Below are 23140 nucleotides of genomic sequence, written 5' to 3' on the forward strand. Positions count from 1 at the left end.
GCTGTGCGCGCGGGCGAGCGGGCGGGAACCGAAGGGCCGTCAATCTCGTGTTCAAGAAGAGGGATCCGCGCAAGATCGAGACAAGACCTGTGCGGATGTCAGTCCCTGGCGCAATACTTGCGGCCGTGTGTACTTCGTCCCGCGCCGCGACGCGCGTCGGGCGGAGGTGACCGTCCGACGACCAGGTGACCGTCCGATGACCGAGGGGGAGGTCGAGGCCCAGGTGACATATCCGCCGAACGGCAGCGCCGCGCCGCCGGGCCCACCGGGCCCACCCGGCCCGCCCGGGCACGCCCCGGGGCAGGCCGCGCCGACGATGCCCACCGTCCCACCGCAGGCCCCGGGCGCCCCGCCCGCCGTGCGGCAGCCCCCCGGGACGCCCGCCGCCCCGCGCCGCACCGCCTGGGCCGAGGGCACCGACCGGCTGCGCGCCGCCGCGACCACCGAGCCGGGCAGGCTGCGGATCATCGGCGCCGTCCTCGCCCTGCTCGTCGTCGCGTTCGGCGCGGTCACCACCTGGCAGATGACGGCCCGTTCGGCCGCCGCGGACGACGTGCTCCACCGCAGCCAGCCGCTGAGCGCCGACGCCGCGGCCATCTACCGCTCGCTCGCGGACGCCAACACCGCGGCGTCCAGCGGCTTCCTGGCGGGCGGCCAGGAGCCCGCGGCCGTCCGCCACCGCTACGAACGCGACATCGAGCGGGCCTCGCAGAAGCTCGCCACGGCGGCGTCGAACGCGGGCTCGGACTCCTCGTCGGCCGCCGCCGTCGGCAAGCTGAACAAGCTGCTGCCCCAGTACACCGGGCTGATCGAGCGCGCCCGTGCGAACAACCGCCAGGGCCTGCCGCTCGGCGGCGCCTATCTGCGCTACGCCAACGACAAGATGCAGACGCAGATGCTCCCGGCCGCCGAGAAGCTCTACAAGGCGGAGAACGAACGGCTCGGCTCCGACTACGGCAACGCCAAGCCCTACCCCTGGGCCGCCATCGCCCTCGGCGTCCTCGCGCTCGCCGCCCTCGCCTGGGCCCAGCGCCGCAACTACCGCCGCACCAACCGGGTGTTCAACCCCGGCCTGCTCGCCGCGACCGCCGCCACGACCGTCGTCCTGCTGTGGCTCGTCGCGGGCCACACCTTCGCCCGCTCGGGGCTCAACGAGTCGTACGACGACGGGGTCCGTTCCCTGAACGTCCTCAACGACGCCCGCATCAGCTCCCTGAAGGCCCGGGGCAACGAGAACCTGACGCTGGTCAGCCGCGGCGCGGAGACCACCGAGGTGAAGGGCGAGGCCGAGGACAAGTTCGACGTCTCCTACCGCGCGCTGATGAAGCGGCTCGGCGACGCGGACAGCGGGCTGCTCGGCAAGGCGGTCGACCTGGCCGACGACACCGACGGCGAGCGGCCGGTCAAGCAGGCGGTGGCGAACGTGGGCGTCTGGCAGGAGCGCCACAAGGCGGCCCGCTCCAGCGACGACTCGGGCGACTATCAGGGGGCACTCGACAGGGTCATCGGCGACAAGGACGACAAGAGCGTCAAGCCGACCGTCGAGTGCTTCGACAATGTGGACGCCGCCCTGGACCGGGCCCTGGCGCACGAACAGCGCGAGTTCCAGCGGGCCGCCGAGGACGGCAGGGGCGCCATGAGCGGGCTGCCGGTCGGCGCCGCCGTGCTCGCGGTCCTCGCCGCGGCGGGCGCCGTGCTCGGCATCGGCCGCAGGCTTTCGGAGTACCGGTGATGGGGTCAGAGGTGGAAGGGGGCGCGCAGACGATGCGTACACGACGTGGCACGGTCAGGCTGCGCGGCTGGGGCGGGGTCGGCGCGATGGGGCTCGCCTGCGCCCTGGCGGGGACGCTCGTCCTGGCGCTGCCCCACAAGGGCGCCGGCGGGGCGAAGGACCACGGCTCCGGCGTCACGGTCGCCGCGCCCTCGCGGGCGGACGCCGACGACTGCAACGACCGGAGCCCGCGCCCGTCCGCCAAGGACGGCCCGGCCATCGACGCCATCAAGAACCGCGAGGTCAAGAAGTTGATCGTCGGCGTCGACCAGAACAGCTACCGCTGGGGCTACCGCGACCCGAACAAGCCGGGCGGCGAACTGGAAGGCTTCGACATCGACCTCGCGCGGGAGATCGCCGAGGAGATCTTCGGCGACCGCGACGCCATCGTCTTCCGCGCCATACCGACCAACCAGCGCATCCCGGCGATCAAGAGCGGCCAGGTCGACATGGTCGTACGCACCATGACGGTCAACTGCGAGCGGCTGAAGGACGTCGACTTCTCGACCGGGTACTTCGAGACGGGCCAGCAGGTGCTCGCCCCGAAGAAGTCCGACATCACGGGCTACGACGGTTCACTCAAGGGCAAGAAGGTCTGCTCGGCGGCGGGCTCCATCGCCCTGGAGGAGCTGGAGAAGAAGAGCTTCGGCGCCGACATCTCCACCACCGTGCCCAACCAGCTCGACTGCCTCGTGCGGCTCCAGCTCGGCGAGGTGGACGCCGTGGTGACCGACAGCGCGCTCGCCGCGAGCCAGGCCGCGCAGGACCCGACGGTCGAGCTGAAGGGCGAGGAGCCGTTCACCACGGAGCACTACGGCGTGGCGATGAAGAAGGGCTCGGACGACCTGGTCCGCCGGGTCAACAAGGTCCTCGACGACTACCGCGAGGACAAGAAGGACGGCTGGCGGAAGTCGTACGACAAGTGGCTCAAGAGCGGCCTCGGCGAGGTCCCTGGCCCGCCGGAGCCGGAGTACCGCGACTGACCGGCCTAATACCACTGAAGTGTTGCGGCAACGCAGAGCGGAGAGGTGATCGATGAGCGGCACGGGACCCCCCGGTCCGGTGATGGACCGGGATGAGGTGGACCGTGCGCTGGCGCGGCTCGACGCCGAGCACGAGGCGATCGAGACCTCGCTCCTCGCTCTCCAGGACCACGCGGGACGCCGCCTCCTGGAAGGCGCCGCGCTCACCGGCGTCACCGAGGAGCGCTGGGCGGCCACCGAGCAGCGGATCACCCTGCTCTGGGCCTACTTCGACGCGTACGCCGGTGCCCTGAACGCCGCCCGCGAGGTGCGCGCCCGCAGGCGCTGGCCCAGCCGCGAGGACCTGGTCGAGCTGACGGAGCTGCTGCGCGGCGAGTCCGTGACCGTCGCGGGCGGCTCCGGGGCCGGCCCCGACCCGTCGAGCACCGGCCCCGCCAGACTCAGCGAGCGCTTCACGCTCCAGGAGCTGGTGAGCCGCATGAACGACCTGTACGCGCGCTCCCTGGACATGGTCGTCGCCGCCGACGCCGTCTGGTCGGCGCTGCCCGCCCGCATCGACCTGCTCGCCGCCGAGCTGGCCCGCACCCGCCACCTCGCGCACTCCGTGGGCGTACGCCCCGGTGAGCACCCCGCGGGCGACGACCTGGAGCGCATCACGAGCGCCCTGACCGCCCTGCGCGAGCAGGTGATCAGCGACCCGCTCGCCTTCTGGCAGCGCGCGGAGGGCAGTTCGGCGCCGGGCGGCGGCCGCGCGCACACCGACCGGTACGACCGTGAGGCGCGCGCCCTGGAGGAGGTGCGCCGCGAGATCGAGGCGGTGCTCACCGTCCGCCAGGACGCGGAGGCCCGCCTCGGCAGGCTCCGTGACGTGCTCTCCCGAGCGGACCGCACCCTCGCGGAGGCCCGCAGCGCCCGCGGCGAGGTCCTCGCGAAGATCGCCGCATCCGAGGTGCCCGCGGTCAGCGGCCCCTCGACCGCCCTCCAGGAGCAGCTGGCGATGGCCTCCGACTACCGCAGGCACGCCCAGTGGCACCGCCTCTCGCCGCTCCTGGAGTCCCTTGAGGAGAAGGCCGAGGACGAACTGCTGCGCGCCCGCGAGTCGTTGACCGCCGTCACGGCTCCGCTGGCGGTCCGCGCGGAGCTGCGCGGCCGCCTGGACGCGTACAAGGCGAAGGTCGCCCGGCTCGGCCACGCCGAGGACCCGCTCCTGATCGAGCGGTACGACGCGGCGCGCCGCATGCTGTGGAGCGCGCCCTGCGATCTGCGCGTGGCCGAGCAGGCGGTGCTGCGCTATCAGCAGGCGGTCACCGAGGTGCTGGCACCGAGGGTCCCGCAGCAGGGCGGGACCGCCGACCGGAGGGGGGACGCGTGAGCGAGCGGCAGTGTCAGCGGCCCGGATGCACGGGGTCGTACGAGGACGTGGGCGGCGGTGAGCTGTACTGCGACACGTGCGGCCTCGCCCCCGTCGTGGCGCCGAACGGGCTTGTGGGATCGCCTCCGACGGGTGTCACGGGCGGCGGCAAGGGGGCGCGGGGTTCGAGCAGTTCCAGCGCCCGCTCGTCAGCGGGGTCGTCCCGTTCATCCCGGTCGTCCCGGTCGTCGCGCTCGCAGTCCTCGCGGAGGTCGGTGTCGGGGCGGCTCTCCCGTTCCCTGTCGGGCGGTTCGACGTCCCGTTCGGTGTCGGTGCGCAGCTCGGGCTCGTCGGCCTCGTCGTCGGGGCGCGGGCGGCTCGGCGTCGGCCTGGTCACCGTGCCGGACGTGCCGCGACCCGATCCGCGCGGGGCGGTGCAGGAGAACCCGGAGGTGCCCGAGCGGAAGCGGTTCTGCTCGCGCTCGGACTGCGGGGCGCCGGTGGGCCGCGCGCGCGGCGACCGCCCGGGGCGCACGGAGGGGTTCTGCACCAAGTGCGGCCACCCGTACTCGTTCGTGCCGAAGCTGAACCCCGGCGACATCGTCCACGGTCAGTACGAGGTGGTGGGCTGTCTGGCGCACGGCGGCCTCGGCTGGGTCTACCTCGCCATCGACCGCGCGGTCTCCGACCGCTGGGTGGTCCTCAAGGGCCTGCTCGACACGGGCGACCAGGACGCGATGGCCGCCGCGATCTCCGAGCGCCGCTTCCTCGCCGAGATCGAGCACGCGAACATCGTGCGGATCTACAACTTCGTCGAGCACCTGGACCAGCGCACCGGCTCCATGGACGGGTACATCGTCATGGAGTACGTCGGGGGCAAGTCGCTCAAGGAGATCGCCAACGGCCGGCGTACGGCCGACGGCAGGCGCGACCCGCTGCCGGTCGAGCAGGCGTGCGCGTACGGCATCGAGGCGCTGGAGGCACTCGGCCATCTGCACAGCCGCAACCTCCTGTACTGCGACTTCAAGGTCGACAACGCCATCCAGACCGAGGGCCAGCTCAAGGTCATCGACATGGGCGCGGTCCGCAGGATGGACGACGACGAGTCCGCGATCTACGGCACGGTCGGCTACCAGGCCCCCGAAGTCGCCGAGGTGGGCCCCTCGGTCGCCTCCGACCTCTACACGGTCGCGCGCACCCTCGCCGTGCTGACCTTCGACTTCCAGGGCTATACGAACGTATTCGTGGACTCCCTGCCCGACCCCGACAACATCGAGGTCTTCCGTCAGTACGAGTCGTTCTACCGGCTGCTCGTGCGCGCCACCGACCCCGACCCGGCCCGCCGCTTCGCGTCCGCGCAGGAGATGGCCGAGCAGCTCACGGGCGTCCTGCGGGAGGTCGTCGCCCTCCAGACGGGCAAGCCGCGGCCCTCGCTCTCCACGCTCTTCGGGCCCGAGGTGAAGGTCACCGACACCGAGTTGTTCGCGGAGCTGACCGACGACGTGTCGCGGCTCGGGGTGCGCCCGCTCGCCCCCAAGGGCTCGGGCGGCCACCGGGAGTCGCTGCCCGCGCCGCCCGCCGCCATCGTCCGGCCGCTGGACTCCGCGGCGACCGCGCTCGCGCTGCCGGTGCCGCGCGTCGACCCGGACGACCCGAACGCGGGCTTCCTCGCCGGGCTCATGACGTCCGCGCCCGCCGAGCTGATCGCCGCGCTCGGGGCGGCGCCCGCCGACTCCGTCGAACTCCGGCTGCGCGGCCTGCGCGCCCGGCTCGCCATGGGGGAACTGACCGCCGCGGCCGACACGCTCGCCGACTTGGAGCACCGCCATCCGGATGACTGGCGGGTCGTCTGGTACCGGGGCGTGGCGGCCCTGGTGACCGGGGACTTCGAGAGCGCCGCGCTCTCCTTCGACGCGGTCTACGACGCGTTTCCCGGCGAGGCCGCGCCAAAGCTGGCGCTCGGGGTGTGCGCGGAGGTCCTCGGCCAGCTGGACAACGCCGCCGAGTACTACCGCCTGGTGTGGACCACCGATCCGAGCTATGTGAGCGCCGCGTTCGGCCTGGCCAGGGTGCGGCTCGCCGCCGACGACAGGGCGGGCGCGGTGCGCACCCTGGAGTCGGTGCCGGAGTCCTCCATCCACTACACCGCGGCCCGGGTCGCGGCGGTGCGGGCGCGCCTTCGCCGCCGTCTTGAGGCGCCGGAGGCGGCGCCGGGGGCCTCGGCCGGGGCGGCGTTCCTGGACGACCTGATGGCCTCCGCGGGGCAGTTGGAGGCGCTCGCGGGCTTCGGCCTCGACGCGGTGCGCAGGGAGCGGCTGGCGACCGAGGTACTGGGGACGGCGCTCGACTGGGTACTCTCCGGTAGGCACTCTCGCCACGTCTCCGCGCCGCCGGCCACCGCCGGGACGCGGACCGTGCTGCTCGGCAGCGACCTGGACGAGCGCGGTCTCCGGTTCGGTCTGGAGCGTTCGTACCGGACACTGGCCCGGCTCGCACAGGGTGGCGAGGAGAGGATCGAACTGGTGGAGCGGGCCAACCGTTTCCGCCCCCGGACGTGGGTGTGAGTGATGTCGCAGATGCCCCAACTGTCTGCCTGTCCCAGCTGCGAGGAGCCGCTGGAGTCGGGTGACCTGTTCTGTGGTGCGTGCGGGTACGACCTGTCGGCGGTGCCGGCGCGTCCGGCGACCTCCCCCAACGGGTCCGCCGTTCCGGCCCCCAACGGCTCGGCGGCGGCGTCCGGTCAGCCCTCCGAGTGGCCGGTCGCGCCCGAGGTGGACAGCTCCGACACCCCGGCGCCCACCCATCTGCCCACCGACCTGCCGGGCACGGACTCCAGGGGGACGCAGTTGGGGGCGGGGCCGAGATCGAGTGAGCCGGGTCCGCAGCCTCCGCAGCCAGGTCCGCGGTCGGGGGAGCCTGACGAGTACGCGCTGCCCGCGCCCGGCGCGATGCCGGAGGGCGGCGCTGTGCCGGAGGCCGCCCCGGTGCCGGACGGCGCCACCGCCGTGCCGACCGATGGCGCCGAGCCCGCCGACCCCCGTACCCACGCCCCCGACCCCGCCCCGCCCGCGGGCACCAAGCTCTGCGTGGCCTGCCGCTCCGGCCGCGTCGACCCGGACGGGTACTGCGAGAACTGCGGGCACGCCCAGCCGCGCGAGCGCGACCACATGGAGGAGGAGCTGGACGCGGTCGCCGCCGTCAGCGACCGGGGCCTGCGCCACCACCGCAACGAGGACGCGTTCGCGATCTCCGCGGCGGCCCTGCCCGACGGCTCGCCCGCCGTCGTCGCGATCGTCTGCGACGGCGTCTCCTCGGCGACCCGCCCCGACGAGGCCTCGCTCGCCGCCTCCCGCGCCGCCAACGAGTCCTTGCAGGGCTCACTGCCGCGCGGCACGCACCCGCAGCAGGCCATGCACGAGGCCATCCTGTCGGCCGCCGAGGCCGTCAACTCCCTGGCCACCGAGCCCGCGTCCGCCCGCGAGCACAGCCCGCACCAGAACGCGCCCGCCTGCACCCTGGTCGGCACCATCGTCGCGGGCGGCCTGCTCGTCGTCGGCTGGGTCGGCGACAGCCGCGCCTACTGGATCCCCGACGACCGCAGCGGCCCTGCCGCCCGCCTCACCGAGGACGACTCGTGGGCCGCGCAGATGGTCGCCGCGGGCCTGATGAACGAGGCCGAGGCGTACGCCGACGACCGCGCGCACGCCATCACGGGCTGGCTCGGCGCGGACGCGTACGAACTGGAGCCGCACACCGCTTCCTTCAAGCCGGACCGCGCGGGTGTGGTGGTGGTCTGCACGGACGGGCTGTGGAACTACGCGGAAGCCGTCGAGGACATGGCCCGGGCCGTGCCCGCCGACGCCGCGGAGCGCCCGCTGCACAGCGCGCAGGTCCTGGTCGGCCACGCGCTGGACGGCGGGGGCCACGACAACGTAACAGTGGCGGTCGTCCCGTTCCCCTACGCGCCGCAAGGGGCAGGATCGGCCTAGTGCCGGACGCCGGACGGGGGTTGTCCGGCGCCCGGAGGTTCCGAGCAGTACTGGGGACCTGGGGACCTGAGGATCTGAGGGGGAGCAGCATCCATGGCCAATTTCTCGAAGTCGAACGTGCCGCAGTTCTCGGTCGACGTCTACCAGAACGAGTTCCTGCCCGAGGGCGGCCGCGAGGTCAACGCCATCGCCACGGTGACCTCCACCGGGGGCGGGACGGTCGGCTCCGCGGTGAGCGCCCCGCATCTCTACTCCGCGGGGCAGAGCCCGGACGCCGCCGTGGCGATCATGGTGGACTGTTCCGGCTCCATGGAGTACCCGCCGACGAAGATGCGGGGCGCCAGGGACGCCACGGCCGCCGCCATCGACGCCGTGCGCGACGGCGTGCGCTTCGCGGTGATCGGCGGCACGCACATCGCCAAGGAGGTCTATCCGGGCAACGGCCGCCTCGCGGTGGCGGGCCCGGAGACCCGCGAGCAGGCCAAGCAGGCGCTGCGCAGGCTCAGCGCGGGCGGCGGCACGGCGATCGGCACCTGGCTGCGGCTCGCCGACCGCCTGCTCGCCTCCGCCGACATCGCCCCCTCGGCGGTGCGGCACGGCATCCTGCTCACCGACGGCCGCAACGAACACGAGTCGCCCGAGGACCTGCGGACCGCCCTCGACTCCTGCGCGGGCCGCTTCACCTGCGACGCCCGCGGGGTCGGCACGGACTGGGAGGTGAAGGAGGTCACGGCGATAGCCTCCGCGCTCCTCGGCACCGCCGACATCGTCGCCGACCCGGCCGGGCTCGCCGCCGACTTCACCCACATGATGGAGACGGCGATGGGCAAGGAGGTCGCCGACGTCGGTCTGCGGCTCTGGACCCCGGTGGGCGTGGAGATCAAGTTCGTCAAGCAAGTGGCGCCCACGGTCGAGGAGCTGACGGGGCGTCGCACGGAGGCGGGACCGCGCGCCGGGGACTATCCCACGGGGTCCTGGGGCGACGAGTCCCGGGACTACCACATCTGCGTACGGGTACCGAGCGCCGCCATCGGCCAGGAGATGCTCGCCGCCCGGGTCTCCCTGATCGTGCCGCAGGGCGACGGCGGCACGCAGACGCTGGCGCAGGGCCTGGTGCGGGCGGTGTGGACGGACGACATGGCGGCGTCCACCTCGATCAATCCGCAGGTCGCGCACTACACGGGCCAGGCGGAACTGGCACAGGTCATCCAGCAGGGACTGGACGCCCGTAAATCGGGGGATCTCGATGGGGCGACCGCCAAACTCGGCCGCGCCGTCCAGCTGGCGGCCGCCTCGGGCAACGCGGATACGGCGAAACTGCTTTCGAAGGTGGTGGACGTGGTGGATGCCGCGGAAGGTACTGTTCGATTGAAGGCGAAGGTCGCCGAGGCCGACGAGATGACACTCGAGACGCGGTCGACGAAGACCGTTCGCGTGAAGAAGCAGTAGCAGTAACGGACCATTCGCGTACGTACGGCCTTCGGGCCGGAGAAGGAGAGGGGGAAGCGCCGACATGCCGACCTGCCCGAACGGACACCAGTCGGGTTCCGACGACTGGTGCGAGGTCTGCGGTCACCGCATGGCCGGTGCCGTACCGCCGCCCCCTCCCCCGCCGCCCCCGGCCGGGTACGGCTATCCGCCGCCGCCTCCCGGCCAGGACCCGAACTTCCCGCAGCCCGGCCCCGGGCGCCCGCATCTGGCCGCCGTGCCGGAACCGGCGCCCGAGCCGCAGCTCTGCCCGCAGTGCCGCACGCCCCGCGAGGCGAACGCGCCCTTCTGCGAGGAGTGCCGCTGGAACTTCCTGACGAACACGGCGACGTCGTACACCCCGGCCGCGCCGAACCCGCCGCTGCCCGGCACCCAGGGCGGCCCCGGCAGGCCTCCGCAGCACCCCGGGCAGGGCGGCCCGTACGAGTACCAGGGCTCGCGCCCCTCGCAGATGAACCGCCCCGCCGAGCCGATCCCGCCGTTCGGCAACGGCGGAGGCAACGGCGGGCGCCCCGGCCCCGGTCAGGCCCCGCCCCCCGGCGCCCCGCAGGCGTTCCAGCAGCCCGGTCCGCCCGCGCCGCCCGCGTTCCCGCAGGAGACGGGGGCCCGGCAGGGTCCGCCGCCCCCGCCGCAGCCCGGCTCCGGCGGCCCGTCCTTCGGCGGGGACGACGACTGGGTGATCTCGCCGCCGTCGTCCCCGGCGCAGCAGTCGCAGCAGCCGTTCCAGCGGCAGGACGTTTTCCAGCCGGTTCCTCCGCAGCCGCAGGCTCCACAGCACCAGGCGCCGCAGCAGCCCCAGCAGCAGCAGGCACCGCAGCAGCACCAGGCACCGCAGCCGCCACAGCAGGAGCAGCCGCAGCAGCACCCCCCGCAGCCGCAGGCCCCGCAGGGCCCCGGCACGTGGACGGCGACGATCGGTCCCGACCGTGAGTACTTCATGGCGATGATGCAGCGCAGCGGCCCCGAGGCGTCGAGCCTGAACCTGCCCGCGTACTCGCCGGAGCAGCAGCGTCCGCTGGCCGGTGACCAGATCTCCATCGGCCGCCGCCGCCACTCCACGGGCGACACCCCGGACATCGACCTCTCGGTGCCCCCGGAGGACCCGGGCGTCTCGCACCAGCACGCGGTCCTGGTCCAGCAGCCGGACGGCAGCTGGGCGGTCGTCGACCAGAACTCCACCAACGGCACCACGGTCAACGGCGGCGAGGAGCCCATCCAGCCGTTCGTCCCCGTCCCGCTCCAGGACGGCGACAAGGTGCACGTGGGCGCCTGGACGACGATCACGCTCCGCCGCGACTGAGCCGCCTCCGAGCCGCGACCGAGCGCGCGGCCGAGGCCCGCCCGGCGCGGGCGGTCACAGTGGCCAGACGTACGGCCCCTCGGGGTCGTCGAGCCAGGCCCACTCGTACCGCCCGCGCACGGTGACGCCGAAGCGCTCGCGCACCGGCCGGTCCTCGCGCTCCCACAGCGCGAGCGCCTCATGCGGGTCGAGGCTGCCCGCCGTCAGCTCCAGAAGGAAACGGAACAGCTCGTTCTGCAGGGCCCTGCGCGGCAGCCCCCCGGTGTGCTGCTCGTGCGGGGCCCTTCCGCCGCCGCCGCGCAGCGGCACGAAGTAGGCGGGCGTGTGCAGGAAGCGCCCCTCGGCGTGCTCGGCGTCCCGCACGGTCAGCGCGATCAAACCGGTGGCCAGCGGCGCGAGGACGCGGGCCCCTGGGGTGCACTGGGCGAGCCAGAGCCGGGGCACCGAGGTGAGGGTGCAGGTGACGATGATCCGGTCGTAGGGCGCACGCTCGGGGCAGCCCGCGGCCCCGTCACTGGTCACCACGGCCGGCCGGTATCCGGCGGCCGCCAGATGCCGCCGCGCGGACTCGGTGATCTCCGGGTCGAGGTCGACGGTCGTGACGTGGTCGTCGCCGAGCCGGTGGGCGAGCAGCGCCGCGTTGTAGCCGGTGCCCGCGCCGATCTCCAGGACGCGGTCCGCGTCGCGTACGTCCAGTTCGACCAGCATCTTCGCCATCAGGGACGGCTGGCTGCTGGAGGAGATCAGCTCCCCGTCGCGTACGCGCGTGGCGAGCGGCGCGTCCGCGTAGGCCCCGCGCAGCCAGCGGGCGCGGCGCCCGGGGTCGGGGTCCTCGCCCCAGAGCCGCTCGTAGCCGCCGCCGGCGCCGGCGCCGACGTAGTAATACGGCACGAACAGGTGCCGCGGCACGGCCTCGAACGCCGCGCGCCAGGCGGGGTCGTCCTGCCAGGCCCCGCTCGCCTCGATCTCGCGCACGAGGGCGGCCCGTACCTCCGTGGCGAGTGCGGGATCGGGTTCCATGTGTCCACTGTGCTGCGCGCGAGCCGCCGATGCGAGTGGCGAGGGGGTTCGAGGGGGGTGGTCCTAAGCCTTCCGACCTCGGTCGCGCCGTCTGAGACCATGGACGGTGTGAAAGAGATCCCGCGCGGCACGCTTCAGGAGCAGACCTACTACGAACAGGTCGGCGGCGAGGAGACCTTCCGGCGCCTGGTGCACCTCTTCTACCAGGGGGTCGCGGAGGACCCGCTGCTGCGGCCGATGTACCCGGAGGAGGACCTGGGCCCGGCCGAGGAGCGCCTCGCGCTCTTCCTCATGCAGTACTGGGGCGGCCCCCGCACCTACAGCGACAACCGCGGCCACCCGCGCCTGCGCATGCGGCACGCGCCGTTCACGGTGGACAGGGCGGCGCACGATGCCTGGCTGAAGCACATGCGCGCGGCGGTCGACCAGCTCGGCCTCTCCGAGGAGCACGAGCGGACGCTGTGGAACTACCTGACGTACGCGGCGGCCTCGATGGTGAACTCCGAGGGCTGACTACTCCCCGATGCACCGCCCCACGTACCGCCCGCCCGCGTGCCGTCCGTTCGGCTACGCGGGCGTGACCGAGAGCCCGCCGGCCCCGGCCCGCCGCACCGCGACGGATCCGTAGGCCGTACGCAGCCGGAGCCACGCCCCCGAGGAGAGCAGGGTCAGCGTGTCGCCCCGCAGGAAGCCGAGTGACTGCGCGGCATGCGCGGCCCGCACCGGAAGCTCCGTCTCGCCGATGGTCCGGGACCAGATCTCCCGGCCCACGCGATCCAGCTCGGCCCGCACCCGCCGCTCGGCGGGCAACTCCTCGACGCGCGCCTTGAATTCGGTGACGGCGGCCGCGACCAGGCCCCGCACCGCGTCCGGCACCGGAAGCGCGGGCTCCGGCCGCCAGCCGCCGCGCGGCGGCAGCACGCCCGCCCAGGGCGGCCCGGTGACGGCCTCCGGCACGGCGGCGACGCCATCCGACCCCGCCGCGTCCCCCACGTACTCCAGGAACTCACCGGCGGAGACGGTGGCATCAAGCGTGGTGTCGAGCCCGTGTCCGTACGGCGTGGCGAGCCGTGCCGTACGGATGGCGAGCACCTCGAACGACGGCGGCCGCCCGAACACGGCGAGCGTGTCCCCGGCGGCCTGGAGCCGCACCGCGGCGGCCTTGTCGTAGTGGATCAGCCGGGCCAGGAAGGCGGCGAGGTCCGCCGCCTCCCGGGCGTCGGCGAAGTGCAGCCGCGCGCTCGCGGTCATGCGAGAAGTGCCCCCGAGCCGCTGTCGGCGCCGTCGTCGACGTACTCCTCCAGGAACGAGCGCTCCTCGGCGGAGATCCGCCGGGGCCGCTGCGCCTCCAGGTCGAAGGGGACGACCACGGTCGAGGCCCGCACATACACCTGGTCCGCGTCCTTGATCTCGTACGCGATGGTCAGCGACGCCGCACCGATCTTCGTCACCCACGACTCGATGGTGACCGGCTCGTGCCGGTGCACCAACGGCCGTACGTAGTCGATCTCGTGGCGGGCCACGACGGAGCCGCCGGAGAACGAGGGGGACCCGTCACCGGGCGCGAGCCGGAACATGAAGTCGATGCGCGCCTCTTCCAGGTACCGCAGGAAGACGACGTTGTTGACGTGCCCGAAGGCGTCCATGTCCGACCAGCGCAGCGGGCACCGGTATATGTGTCGAGCCACAGCCGCCTCAGCCTCGCGTCAGCTTCTTGTAGGTGGCGCGGTGCGGACGGGCCGCGTCCGGGCCGAGGCGCTCGATCTTGTTCTTCTCGTACGCCTCGAAGTTGCCCTCGAACCAGAACCACTTGGAGTCGCCCTCGTACGCCAGGATGTGCGTGGCGACGCGGTCGAGGAACCAGCGGTCGTGGGAGACGACCACGGCCGCGCCCGGGAACTCCAGGAGCGCGTTCTCCAGCGAGGACAGGGTCTCGACGTCCAGGTCGTTCGTCGGCTCGTCGAGGAGGAGCAGGTTGCCGCCCTGCTTGAGGGTGAGCGCCAGGTTCAGGCGGTTGCGCTCACCGCCGGAGAGGACGCCGGCGGGCTTCTGCTGGTCCGGGCCCTTGAAGCCGAAGGCGGACACGTACGCGCGGCTCGGCATCTCGACCTGGCCGACGTTGATGTAGTCCAGCTCGTCCGAGACGACCGCCCACAGGGTCTTCTTCGGGTCGATGTTGGCGCGGCTCTGGTCGACGTACGAGATCTTGACCGTGTCGCCGACCTTGATGGAACCGGAGTCCGGCTCCTCCAGGCCCTGGATCATCTTGAACAGCGTGGTCTTGCCGGCGCCGTTCGGGCCGATGACGCCGACGATGCCGTTGCGCGGCAGGGTGAAGGACAGGTCGTCGATGAGGACCTTCTCGCCGAAGGCCTTGGAGAGGTTGTTGACCTCGACGACGATGCTGCCGAGGCGCGGGCCCGGCGGGATCTGGATCTCCTCGAAGTCCAGCTTCCGCATCTTGTCCGCCTCGGCGGCCATCTCCTCGTAACGGGCGAGGCGCGCCTTGGACTTGGCCTGGCGCCCCTTGGCGTTGGAGCGGACCCACTCAAGCTCTTCCTTGAGGCGCTTCGCCCGCTTGGCGTCCTTCTGCCCCTCGACCTTCAGACGGGTCTGCTTGGTCTCCAGGTACGTGGAGTAGTTGCCCTCGTAGCCGATCGCGCGGCCGCGGTCGAGCTCCAGGATCCAGCCCGCCACGTTGTCGAGGAAGTACCGGTCGTGGGTGACGGCGACGACGGTGCCGGGGTACTTGGCGAGGTGCTGCTCCAGCCACTGCACGGACTCGGCGTCCAGGTGGTTGGTGGGCTCGTCGAGGAGGAGCAGGTCGGGGGCTTCGAGGAGCAGCTTGCAGAGCGCGACGCGGCGCTTCTCGCCACCGGAGAGGTTGGTGACGGGCCAGTCGCCGGGCGGGCAGCCGAGGGCGTCCATGGCCTGCTCGAGCTGGGCGTCCAGGTCCCACGCGTTGGCGTGGTCCAGGTCCTCCTGGAGCTTGCCCATCTCCTCCATCAGCGCGTCGGAGTAGTCGGTGGCCATCAGCTCGGCGACCTCGTTGAAGCGCCGGAGCTTGCCCATGACCTCCTTCGCCCCGTCCTGCACGTTCTCCAGGACGGTCTTGGACTCGTCGAGGGGCGGCTCCTGGAGGAGCATGCCGACGGTGTAACCGGGCGAGAGGAAGGCATCGCCGTTGGAGGGCTGCTCAAGGCCCGCCATGATCTTGAGCACCGTGGACTTACCGGCGCCGTTGGGGCCCACGACACCGATCTTCGCGCCAGGAAGGAAGCTCAAGGTGACGTCGTCGAGGATCACCTTGTCGCCGTGCGCCTTGCGCGTCTTGCGCATGGTGTAGATGTACTCAGCCAAGAGAAACCGTCCGGCAATCAGTGTGTGGGCAGATACACCCCATCTTGCCTGACGGCCACCCCTCGGAGGAAACCCGTGGGGTCAGGGGGCGGTCACCCGGTGTGGGCGGGAAGCGAGATGTTGCTGTGGCCGGTGCGTGGAGAGACGCTGAGAGGGACGTCACCGGGTCTCAGTGAGCGCGGGACGGAACCGTGCCGGTCGTGGTGGCCGAAGGAGCGTGTGTGATGAGGGTCATGCTGCGGGCACGCTTGGACACCCAGCTCTCGAACGAGGCGATCAAGAGCGGCGCGCTGCCGGATGTCATGCGGAGGATGACGGAAGAGCTCAAGCCCGAGGCGGCCTACTTCGGGCCCTGCGACGGCGGGCGGGCCTGCACCTTCGTCTTCGACATGCAGGACAGTTCCCGGCTGCCCACCATCGCGGAGCCGCTGCTGCTGGAACTCGGCGCGGAGATCGAGATCCAGCCGGTCATGAACAGCGACGACCTCCAGAAGGGTCTCGCCGCACTTCAGAAGGGCTGAGCTCGCGAGGGCTGACCGCGAGGGCTTACCTCTCGGGAGAGGGTTGATCTCGCGTTCACTTCTCGGTGGACGCCTCCTCCGGCTCCGCGGCCAGGTCCTTCTTGGCGCGCAGGAAGAAGACCGCCGCGCCGCCCAGCAGGACGAACCCCACGGCGACAGCCACCATCAGCGGCGTGTTGCCGGAGCTGCCGGTCTCGGCCAGGTCGCCGCCGCCCGAGGTGCCCCCGGCCGACGCGGGGCTCGGCTCGTTGGCGGGCTGCGCCTTGTTCTCCGTCGCGGTGCCTTCGGTCCGGCAGTCCAGTACGCCCTTGAAGCGCTTCTCGACGCCGTTCGGCCCCCTGAGCGTGAAGTCGTAGGGCTGGTCCTCCTGCAACGGGATCGTCACCGTCCGCGACGTGCCCGCCTTGATCGTGTACTTGGAGCCCATCAGGCGGAAGGTGAAGGGCGCGTCCCCCTTGTTGGTCGCCGTGATGTCCACGCCGCCCTTGGCGCAGTTCTTCTCCGCGGACAACGCCGGCACCGCGCCCTCGGCAGCCCAGTCGGCCGTCGCCTTCGCGGAGACCGTGGACTCGCTGGAGCCCGCGAGGATCTGCGTCTGGCTCCTGGTCTCGGAGGTGAAGGCCCGGCCCACCGGCACGGTGGTCGACGCCTGCACGGACAGCGCGGCCGAGCCGTCCGGCGCCTCCTCCGGCACCTCGAAGTAGAGCCTGCTGCCGTCACCCGCCGACTTCACGGGCTTGCCGTCCTTGCCGACGACCTTCACCCCGCTCGCCTCGGAGTCCGCGGGCGGCGTCACCGTCACCGCTTCCGCGTCGGTCCGCACGGTGACCGGGCCGAGCCGCTCCCCGGCCTGCCCGGAGACGGCGGGCGGCTCCAGCGTCAGCGAGGCCTTGGGCTCCGCGCTGTCGCGCGCGCTCTTGTGCAGATAGTCGGCGAGCTTCTCGGCCTGCGGGTCGAGGGCGTCGACCCGCGCACCGTCCGAGTACCGCCAGATCGCCACCTGGGTGCCTGCCGCCGCGGACTGCTCGGTCAAGGACGTCGCGCCCGCCTTCTCGGCGAGCGCCGCGAGGTCGTTCACCTGCGGGTAGGAGTGCTGGAGGATCCAGCGGATCCGGCCCGCGTCGCGGTTGCCGTTCAGCGAGGTGCCGCTCCAGGGGGTCTCCTGGTACTTGGCGTCCTTCTGCGTGGGGTTGTGGATGTCGACGCAGTACGTCTGGAGGGTGCCGCCGTCCTCCACGGACATCTCGAAGAGCCCGGCGGGGACCTGCTGCGCGCTGCCGCCCTCATGGACGACTGCCTGGCCGTACGTCTGCAAGCCGCCCAGCGTCGCGGTCGCTCCGCCCCGGTGCTGCGGGGCCTCTTCCGCCGCGGCCGCGCCCGCGGCGGCCACCGCTCCCGCGGCGACGAGCCCCGTCGCCGCGGTCACGGCGGCGAGGCGGGCGACGCCTCGACTACGTATGGACAACGCAGAAAACACTGAATTCCCCTCCGGGCGGGACCCGTTCACAACGGTGGGGGGTGGTCCCGCCAGCAGATTGAAAGCAGCAGGATCACCTGCCACCTGCGTGGCATCTCCTGCCAACTGCCCCGTGAGCTACGTCCGGCATCCTAAGGAAGCGGCACCCCGCGACCCTCAGTCATACGGTCGTATCACCGATCCGACTCGGAATCGTTATCCCCAACACCCCTCCCGAGCTGGGCTTATCGATAAATCAACGGCATTCAGGGACTGACGGCACGTCATCCGACCGGCTCCGTCTCCCTCACTGCCACCGGATCCGTCAGCGAGGAGTCGCCCTTGAGCACCCGCCGGAACGCCGAGGTGCCGCGCGACAGATCGTGGCCGATGGCCTGCGCCTCGATATCCGCCGACGTCCAGTGCTGCCCGCCGCGCTCCTCGTCGCGCACCTTCAACCGGCCCTGCACGATGACCGGTTCGCCCACCGAGAGCGACCCCTGCACGTTCTTGCCGAGCGTCCGGCTCGCCCACACCGTGAAGAAGTTGGTGTGCCCGTCGTTCCAGGTGTTCTTCCCCGCGTCGAAGTACCGCGAGGTCACCGCGAGCCGGAACCGCGCCACCGGCCCCGACGGCAACTCCCGGTACACCGGCGTCGTCGCGACGTTCCCCACCACCGTCACCATCGTCTCGTTCATGCCCTGCCCCTCCCGTGCGTCCGTTCGCGCCGCCGCTCCTGCCGCGGCCGCGCTCCCAGACTGCACCGGCCGGGCCGAGCCCGCTGGGCCCTGTGCGCTACCCACCGGTTGTGGAAAACTCCGTCACCCCAAAGGGGCTCCCCCCGGGCTCAGAGGGAGGCTCTCACCCCACCGCGGCCCGCGCCCCCGTCACCCGCACGTACTGCTCCCTGACCTCCCGGTACCGCAGCAGCTCGGCCGCCACCGGATCGAGGACCCTGGCCCGCCCGCACCCGGCCGCCGCCTCCCGGAGCCGGCGTTCCGCCTCGTGCCCGTACCGGCGCGCGGGGCCCCGCGCCGCGATCCGGCTCGCCCACTCCACGCACGGGCCGCCCACGATGCCCACCAGCATCAGCAGCACCGGCACCCCGAGGTTCGGCTCGGAGATCCCGATGATCTGCCCCACCAGCCAGAGCCCGCCCACGACCTGAAGCATCGTCATCGCCGCCTGCGCGAGCACCGCCACCGGCCACCACCCGGGCCGCGGCGGCCGCCCGCTCGGCACGCCCGCCGTCACCGTCAGCTCGTCGAGCGCCTCGGGCAGCCCTTCGGCGCCGCGCACCGCGGCCTCCCGCACGGCCTGCCCCCAGGGCACGGGCAGCCCCGCCGCCGCCTCGTCGGCCACCGTGCGCACGGCGTGCTCCACGCGCTGGCGCGCCGTCGCCTCCTCGTCCACCGGGGCCGGTCTGAGGGACAGCGTGTCGCCGTGCGGGGAGCGCTGACCCTCGTACCACCGCCAGAGCTTCAGCCACGGGTCGCCGCACGCCTTGCCCGCGTGCCTGCGCCAGGCCCGCTCCGCCGCGTCCCCCGCGGCCGCCGCGCCCACCGCGTCGGCGAGGCGGTCGGCGAACTCCTCGCGGGCCTCCTCGCTGAGCCCGACGCGCCCGCGGTTGCGGCCGCCGGGCGACCCGGCCACGTAGACCGGACGCAGCCGTTCCGCGGCGGCGTCCAGATCGGCGGCGATCCGGCGGGCCGCGGCGCCCCGCTCCTGGGTGAACTGGCCGAGCGCCTCGCGCAGTTCGCCGAGTCCGTCACCGGTGAGCGCGGAGAGCGCGAGCACCGTGGCGCCCGGTTCGCCGTGTTCGCCGAGGGCGATGCCGTCCTCGTCGAGGAGCCGCCGCAGGTCGTCGAGGACCTGGTCGGCGGCGTCGCCGGGCAGCCGGTCGATCTGGTTGAGGACGACGAAGGTGACCTCGGCGTGGCCCGCCATGGGCCGCAGATAGCGCTCGTGGAGCATCGCGTCGGCGTACTTCTCCGGGTCGACGACCCAGATGACGGCGTCGACGAGCGCCAGGATCCGGTCGACGTGCTCCCGGTGCTCGCCGACGGCCGAGTCGTGGTCGGGCAGGTCGATCAGTACGAGCCCCTGGAGTTCGTCGGCGCCGGGCCCCTGGAGGGGGCGGCGGCGCAGCCGTCCGGGGATGCCGAGCCGGTCGAGCAGGCCCGCGGCGCCGTCCGTCCAGCTGCACCCGATGGGCGCGGCGGTGGTCGGCCTGCGTACGCCCGTCTCCGAGATCATCACGCCTGCCAGGGCGTTGAAGAGCGTGGACTTGCCGCTGCCCGTGGCGCCCGCGATGGCGACGACGGTGTGCCGTTCGGAGAGCCTGCGCCGGGCGGCGGCCTCGTCGAGCACCCGGCCCGCCTCGGCGAGCGTGCCGCTGTCCAGGCGGGTGCGGGAGAGTCCGACGAGTTCGCGCAGCGCGTCGAGCCGCTCGCGCAGGGGTCCTTCGTAAGAAGTGGGCGCCCCGGAGCCTTCGTACGACGTGGCCCCCTCGTACGAGGTGGGGGCCCTTGAGGGGACGTAGGCGCGGACCTCGGTGTTGGCGGGCTGTTGCCCTTCGGCGACGCGGCGGGCGATGAGGCCGTCGTCCCAGGCCTCTTCGGAGCAGTCGGGCGACCGGCCGGGGCCCCCGGAACGCTCCTTGCGCTCCTCCCGCTCCTCCCGCTCGTCGCGTTCGGTGTGGTCAGTGACGGCAGTCACCGGATCACCTCTCCTTCTGCAGTACGGACAGGGCGGCGATCAGCTCGGCCTGGGGTTCGGGATGCACCTCTAGGGCGTCCAGGGGAGCGAGCCGCCGTTCGCGCTCGGTGGCGAGGACCTTCTCCAGGTAGTCGGTCAGCAGGCGCCCGCCGCGGTCGCGCAGCCGGACCGCGCCCTGGGCGCCGATCCGTTCGGCGAGGATCTCCCCGGCGGCGCGGGCGCGGTGCCCGCCGAGGAGGGCGGTGGCGAGCAGCGCGGCGACGACCTCGGGGTCGGGCAGCGGGGTCTTGTCGACCTTCTCCAGACCGCGCACCTCCTCCTCCGCGTACTCCTCGAGGACGCGCCGCCATCTGCGTACGGCCATCCCGATGCGGTGCTCGGCGTTCTCCGCCTGCGGGTCGCGGCCGGCGAGTCCGGGGACGTCGGCGGCGGGTTCGCGCCGCCAGGCCTCGTCGATGCGTTCGTCGGCCGCGGTGACGGCGCACAGCAGCAGCGCCTCCAGGCTCTCGGCGATGGCGTCGAGCAGTTCGCCGGGGCCGCAGTCGAGCGGGTAGCTGCGCCACCGCTTCAGGGCGTTGCCCGCGAGGACGCCGCCCGCCTGCAGACGACCCGTCACGCGCGCGTGCTCGTTGTCGTAGGCCTCGTCGACGGCGGCGGTGAGCCGCACCGCGGCGGCGTGCTGGGCGGCGACGGCGCTCGCCAGCTCGGGCAGCCGGGAGTCGAGCGAGCGCAGGACGCCGCGGGCCGTGCGGGCGATGGCGTGGTCGCGGGCGGCGGGCTCCTGGACGCGGCCGGCGAGCCAGGCGCGCAGGGGTGCGACGGCGTTGGCGGGGAGCAGCCCGCCGCCGCCCGCGGACTCGGGCAGCTCGGGGACGGTGAAGCGCGGCACGTCACCGAGGCCGGCCTTGGCGAGGAGGGCGCCGTACTGCCGCGAGACCTCGCTCACGACCTGGTGGGGCACGCGGTCGAGGACGGTGACGAGGGTGGCGTCGTGCTCCTTGGCGGTACGCAGCAGATGCCAGGGCACGGCGTCGGCGTACCGCGAGGCGGTGGTGACCATGACCCATACGTCGGCCGCGCAGATCAGTTCGGCGGCCAGGACGCGGTTGTCGGCGATGAGTGAGTCGACGTCGGGGGCGTCGAGGAGGGCGAGGCCGCGCGGCACGCTGTGGGCGGTCTCGATCCGCAGGGCGCGCTCCTGCTCGTCACCGCCGAAGCCCGGCGGATCGTCCTCGGGTACGCCGTCTTCATCCCCCTCTCCGTCCTCCGTGCTCTCCTGCGGGGGCATCCACACGCGCGTGAGGTCGGGCAGTACGCGCATCCCGGCGAACCAGTGATGGTCGTCCGGATGGCAGACGAGCACCGGCGTACGCGTCGTGGGCCGCAGCACACCCGCCTCGCTGACCTGTCTCCCCACGAGGGAGTTCACCAGCGTGGACTTGCCGGCACCGGTGGAACCTCCGATGACGGCGAGCAGGGGCGCTTCGGGTGCCTTGAGCCGGGGCACCAGATAGTCGTCGAGCTGTGCGAGCAGCTCGTCGCGGTTGGCACGCGCGCGTGGCGCCCCCGGAAGGGGGAGCGGAAAGCGTGCGGCGGCGACACGCTCGCGCAGGGCGGAGAGTGCGTCAAGCAATTGAGGCCGTACGTCCAAGGTCACCACATGCGAAGAATGCCCAATTTTGGCGGCTTTCTGAAGCATATGGGCGCCTCTGCGCGCCGATCGGACACAGGGGATGGAAGGGGCGAGCGCGGGCGCAGGCATAACGAGTGCACAACACCCGGGGCGTGAGGCGTCAAAAGCGATGCGGGATTCGCACCTGCCTGCGATTATCAGGACCGCTTCACCGAACCTCCACATCGTGGCGCGGAGGCGAAGCACCGGGGACAGGGTCCCGGGAGCCCTATCCTTGTCCCCGGCAAGGTCACGGATCTCCCCCACATCCGCCCCCGTGCCACCCGGCCACACCTGGCCCCCGTAGCTCAGTGGATAGAGCAGGCGCCTTCTAAGCGCTTGGCCGCAGGTTCGAGTCCTGCCGGGGGCGCATACATAGCCTCACCTGCGGAAACGTCGGTGAGGCTCTTTCATGTCCGGATGCACATCGCTCTGACAGCAAGCGCCTTGACCTGCCCACGTTCGTGGGCACATGCTGATTCCATGGCATCCGAAGAGATCGAACCGGAGCCGATCGAGCGCTACGACCTTGCCCCGATGGCGGCAAGTTGGGTTCGCTCCCTCCGCTCCCGCAACGCGTCAGACAACACGATCCGGATCTACTCAGGCGCCGCGAAGGCGTTCGGCAAGTTCCTGCTCGAGGAGTACGAGCCGGCCGCCGAGGGCTCGAAGGAGCCGCCCACAGAGCTCGGCGAGATTCACCGCGAACACGTCGAGGCTTACGTCACGACGACCATTGCGCGCACGAGCGCGAGCAATGCCCACGTGCACTACCGGTCGCTGAAGACGATGTTCAACTGGCTCGTAGACGAGGAAGAGATCGACAAGCACCCCATGCGGACGATGAAGCCGCCGACCCTTGCCGAGGTCGAGGTGCCCGTGATCTCCGACACGGAGCTCTCGAGGCTCTTCCAGACATGCCGCGGCAAGTCGTACGCCGAGCGGCGCGACGCGGCGATACTGCTGCTCTTCCTCGACACGGGGGTGCGCCTCGCGGAGTTGGCCGACCGCAGGGTCGGCGATCTCGACCTCGATCTCTGCGTACTGCGCGTGCTCGGGAAGAAGAGCAAATGGCGCACGGTGCCGTTCGGCAAGACGACAGCGCTCGCGCTCGACCGGTACATGCGCGCGGCTGCGAAGCACAAAGGGAAGCCGCTCGACGCCGACATGTGGCTGTGGTGGGGCGCCGGCGGCCGCCATGTCATGCACCGGTTCACGATCTGGGGCGTCGGGCAGATGCTCAAGAACCGGTGCGCGCAGGCGCAGATCACCGCGCTCCATCCGCACCAATTCCGGCACACGTTCGCGCACAAATGGAAGCTCAGCGGCGGCAGCGACGACGACCTCATGCGGATCACTGGATGGAGCTCGCGCGAGATGATCAACCGGTACGGCGCGTCGGCCGGCAGCGAGCGAGCGCGCGCGGCGCACGCCCGACTCAGCCCGGTCGACTCGCTCAGGTAGCGGGCACAAGAAAGCCCCGGCGGCCGGCTCGCGTGAGCCGGCCCGTG

General features: G+C 72.4%; 18 protein-coding genes and 1 tRNA gene. 11 read left to right on the plus strand and 8 right to left on the minus strand.

Going from position 1 to position 23140, the window contains the following annotated elements; all coding sequences use genetic code 11:
* Positions 1 to 196 precede the first annotated feature (196 nt).
* The 7 genes from DMA15_RS12360 to DMA15_RS12390 all read left to right on the plus strand — a co-directional run bounded on the left by DMA15_RS12360 (position 197) and on the right by DMA15_RS12390 (position 10882).
* Positions 197 to 1732, plus strand: a complete 1536-nt coding sequence (locus DMA15_RS12360) for a hypothetical protein (RefSeq protein WP_164551738.1) — start codon at positions 197 to 199, stop codon at positions 1730 to 1732.
* A gap of 32 nt (positions 1733 to 1764) precedes the next feature.
* Positions 1765 to 2754: a glutamate ABC transporter substrate-binding protein gene (locus tag DMA15_RS12365; protein WP_125512820.1), complete on the plus strand. Its 990-nt coding sequence runs from the start codon at positions 1765 to 1767 to the stop codon at positions 2752 to 2754.
* 52 nt (positions 2755 to 2806) lie between these two features.
* The gene (locus DMA15_RS12370) at positions 2807 to 4126 is read left to right on the plus strand and encodes a hypothetical protein (RefSeq protein WP_125512821.1); all 1320 of its coding nucleotides are present in this window, start codon (positions 2807 to 2809) and stop codon (positions 4124 to 4126) included.
* Entirely contained in the window at positions 4123 to 6669 is a 2547-nt protein-coding gene (locus DMA15_RS12375) for a serine/threonine-protein kinase (protein ID WP_125512822.1), read from the plus strand. Before DMA15_RS12370 ends, DMA15_RS12375 begins: the two co-directional genes overlap by 4 nt.
* Before the next feature lie 3 nt (positions 6670 to 6672).
* The gene (locus tag DMA15_RS12380) at positions 6673 to 8094 is read left to right on the plus strand and encodes a PP2C family serine/threonine-protein phosphatase (protein WP_125512823.1); all 1422 of its coding nucleotides are present in this window, start codon (positions 6673 to 6675) and stop codon (positions 8092 to 8094) included.
* Positions 8095 to 8187: 93 nt separating this feature from the next.
* On the plus strand, positions 8188 to 9543 hold the full coding sequence (locus DMA15_RS12385) for a VWA domain-containing protein (RefSeq protein WP_125512824.1): 1356 nt from the start codon (positions 8188 to 8190) through the stop codon (positions 9541 to 9543).
* Between the two features lie 64 nt (positions 9544 to 9607).
* On the plus strand, positions 9608 to 10882 hold the full coding sequence (locus DMA15_RS12390; RefSeq protein WP_125512825.1) for an FHA domain-containing protein: 1275 nt from the start codon (positions 9608 to 9610) through the stop codon (positions 10880 to 10882).
* A gap of 54 nt (positions 10883 to 10936) precedes the next feature.
* Here DMA15_RS12390 and DMA15_RS12395 read toward each other — a convergent pair whose 3' ends face one another.
* On the minus strand, positions 10937 to 11902 hold the full coding sequence (locus tag DMA15_RS12395) for a methyltransferase domain-containing protein (RefSeq protein WP_125512826.1): 966 nt from the start codon (positions 11900 to 11902) through the stop codon (positions 10937 to 10939).
* A 99-nt stretch (positions 11903 to 12001) separates the two neighbouring features.
* Between DMA15_RS12395 and DMA15_RS12400 the strand changes: the two genes are divergently transcribed.
* Complete coding sequence (locus tag DMA15_RS12400) at positions 12002 to 12415, plus strand: globin (RefSeq protein WP_125512827.1); 414 nt, start codon at positions 12002 to 12004, stop codon at positions 12413 to 12415.
* 54 nt (positions 12416 to 12469) lie between these two features.
* Here DMA15_RS12400 and DMA15_RS12405 read toward each other — a convergent pair whose 3' ends face one another.
* From DMA15_RS12405 to ettA, 3 genes are read right to left on the minus strand one after another with little or no spacing between them, the layout of a single operon-like run.
* On the minus strand, positions 12470 to 13153 hold the full coding sequence (locus DMA15_RS12405; protein ID WP_125512828.1) for a hypothetical protein: 684 nt from the start codon (positions 13151 to 13153) through the stop codon (positions 12470 to 12472).
* Complete coding sequence (locus tag DMA15_RS12410; protein WP_125512829.1) at positions 13150 to 13590, minus strand: thioesterase family protein; 441 nt, start codon at positions 13588 to 13590, stop codon at positions 13150 to 13152. Before DMA15_RS12410 ends, DMA15_RS12405 begins: the two co-directional genes overlap by 4 nt.
* Positions 13591 to 13597: 7 nt before the next feature.
* Complete coding sequence (gene ettA / locus DMA15_RS12415) at positions 13598 to 15262, minus strand: energy-dependent translational throttle protein EttA (protein WP_125512830.1); 1665 nt, start codon at positions 15260 to 15262, stop codon at positions 13598 to 13600.
* A 224-nt stretch (positions 15263 to 15486) separates the two neighbouring features.
* Between ettA and DMA15_RS12420 the strand changes: the two genes are divergently transcribed.
* Entirely contained in the window at positions 15487 to 15783 is a 297-nt protein-coding gene (locus tag DMA15_RS12420) for a hypothetical protein (protein ID WP_164551740.1), read from the plus strand.
* 55 nt (positions 15784 to 15838) lie between these two features.
* Here the strand turns inward: DMA15_RS12420 and DMA15_RS12425 are convergent, their stop codons facing one another.
* The 4 genes from DMA15_RS12425 to DMA15_RS12440 all read right to left on the minus strand — a co-directional run bounded on the left by DMA15_RS12425 (position 15839) and on the right by DMA15_RS12440 (position 21656).
* On the minus strand, positions 15839 to 17248 hold the full coding sequence (locus DMA15_RS12425) for a Cys-Gln thioester bond-forming surface protein (protein WP_240659765.1): 1410 nt from the start codon (positions 17246 to 17248) through the stop codon (positions 15839 to 15841).
* Positions 17249 to 17523: 275 nt separating this feature from the next.
* Positions 17524 to 17937, minus strand: a complete 414-nt coding sequence (locus DMA15_RS12430) for a single-stranded DNA-binding protein (RefSeq protein WP_125512831.1) — start codon at positions 17935 to 17937, stop codon at positions 17524 to 17526.
* A gap of 163 nt (positions 17938 to 18100) precedes the next feature.
* Positions 18101 to 19957 (minus strand): YfjP family GTPase, encoded by a 1857-nt coding sequence (locus tag DMA15_RS12435; RefSeq protein ID WP_164551741.1) that lies wholly within the window; start codon positions 19955 to 19957, stop codon positions 18101 to 18103.
* A gap of 4 nt (positions 19958 to 19961) precedes the next feature.
* Positions 19962 to 21656, minus strand: a complete 1695-nt coding sequence (locus DMA15_RS12440; RefSeq protein ID WP_164551742.1) for a dynamin family protein — start codon at positions 21654 to 21656, stop codon at positions 19962 to 19964.
* 270 nt (positions 21657 to 21926) lie between these two features.
* On the opposite strand from DMA15_RS12440, the gene DMA15_RS12445 reads away from it, so the two are divergent.
* A tRNA-Arg gene (locus tag DMA15_RS12445) sits at positions 21927 to 21999 on the plus strand.
* A 113-nt stretch (positions 22000 to 22112) separates the two neighbouring features.
* Positions 22113 to 23093, plus strand: a complete 981-nt coding sequence (locus DMA15_RS12450) for a tyrosine-type recombinase/integrase (RefSeq protein ID WP_240659766.1) — start codon at positions 22113 to 22115, stop codon at positions 23091 to 23093.
* Positions 23094 to 23140: the final 47 nt, after the last annotated feature.

The sequence above is a fragment of the Streptomyces sp. WAC 01529 genome (genome assembly GCF_003945545.1).
Classification (GTDB): Bacteria; Actinomycetota; Actinomycetes; order Streptomycetales; family Streptomycetaceae; genus Streptomyces; species Streptomyces anatolicus.

What these genes read in the sequence shown, in the direction of transcription:
- DMA15_RS12360 (WP_164551738.1), top strand. Translation starts at nt 197, where the DNA reads ATGACCGAGGGGGAGGTCGAGGCCCAGGTGACATATCCGCCGAACGGC.
- DMA15_RS12365 (WP_125512820.1), top strand. Translation starts at nt 1,765, where the DNA reads ATGCGTACACGACGTGGCACGGTCAGGCTGCGCGGCTGGGGCGGGGTC.
- DMA15_RS12370 (WP_125512821.1), top strand. Translation starts at nt 2,807, where the DNA reads ATGAGCGGCACGGGACCCCCCGGTCCGGTGATGGACCGGGATGAGGTG.
- DMA15_RS12380 (WP_125512823.1), top strand. Translation starts at nt 6,673, where the DNA reads ATGTCGCAGATGCCCCAACTGTCTGCCTGTCCCAGCTGCGAGGAGCCG.
- DMA15_RS12385 (WP_125512824.1), top strand. Translation starts at nt 8,188, where the DNA reads ATGGCCAATTTCTCGAAGTCGAACGTGCCGCAGTTCTCGGTCGACGTC.
- DMA15_RS12390 (WP_125512825.1), top strand. Translation starts at nt 9,608, where the DNA reads ATGCCGACCTGCCCGAACGGACACCAGTCGGGTTCCGACGACTGGTGC.
- DMA15_RS12395 (WP_125512826.1), bottom strand. Translation starts at nt 11,902, where the DNA reads ATGGAACCCGATCCCGCACTCGCCACGGAGGTACGGGCCGCCCTCGTG.
- DMA15_RS12400 (WP_125512827.1), top strand. Translation starts at nt 12,002, where the DNA reads ATGGACGGTGTGAAAGAGATCCCGCGCGGCACGCTTCAGGAGCAGACC.
- DMA15_RS12405 (WP_125512828.1), bottom strand. Translation starts at nt 13,153, where the DNA reads ATGACCGCGAGCGCGCGGCTGCACTTCGCCGACGCCCGGGAGGCGGCG.
- DMA15_RS12420 (WP_164551740.1), top strand. Translation starts at nt 15,487, where the DNA reads ATGAGGGTCATGCTGCGGGCACGCTTGGACACCCAGCTCTCGAACGAG.
- DMA15_RS12430 (WP_125512831.1), bottom strand. Translation starts at nt 17,937, where the DNA reads ATGAACGAGACGATGGTGACGGTGGTGGGGAACGTCGCGACGACGCCG.
- DMA15_RS12440 (WP_164551742.1), bottom strand. Translation starts at nt 21,656, where the DNA reads ATGCTTCAGAAAGCCGCCAAAATTGGGCATTCTTCGCATGTGGTGACC.
- DMA15_RS12450 (WP_240659766.1), top strand. Translation starts at nt 22,113, where the DNA reads ATGGCATCCGAAGAGATCGAACCGGAGCCGATCGAGCGCTACGACCTT.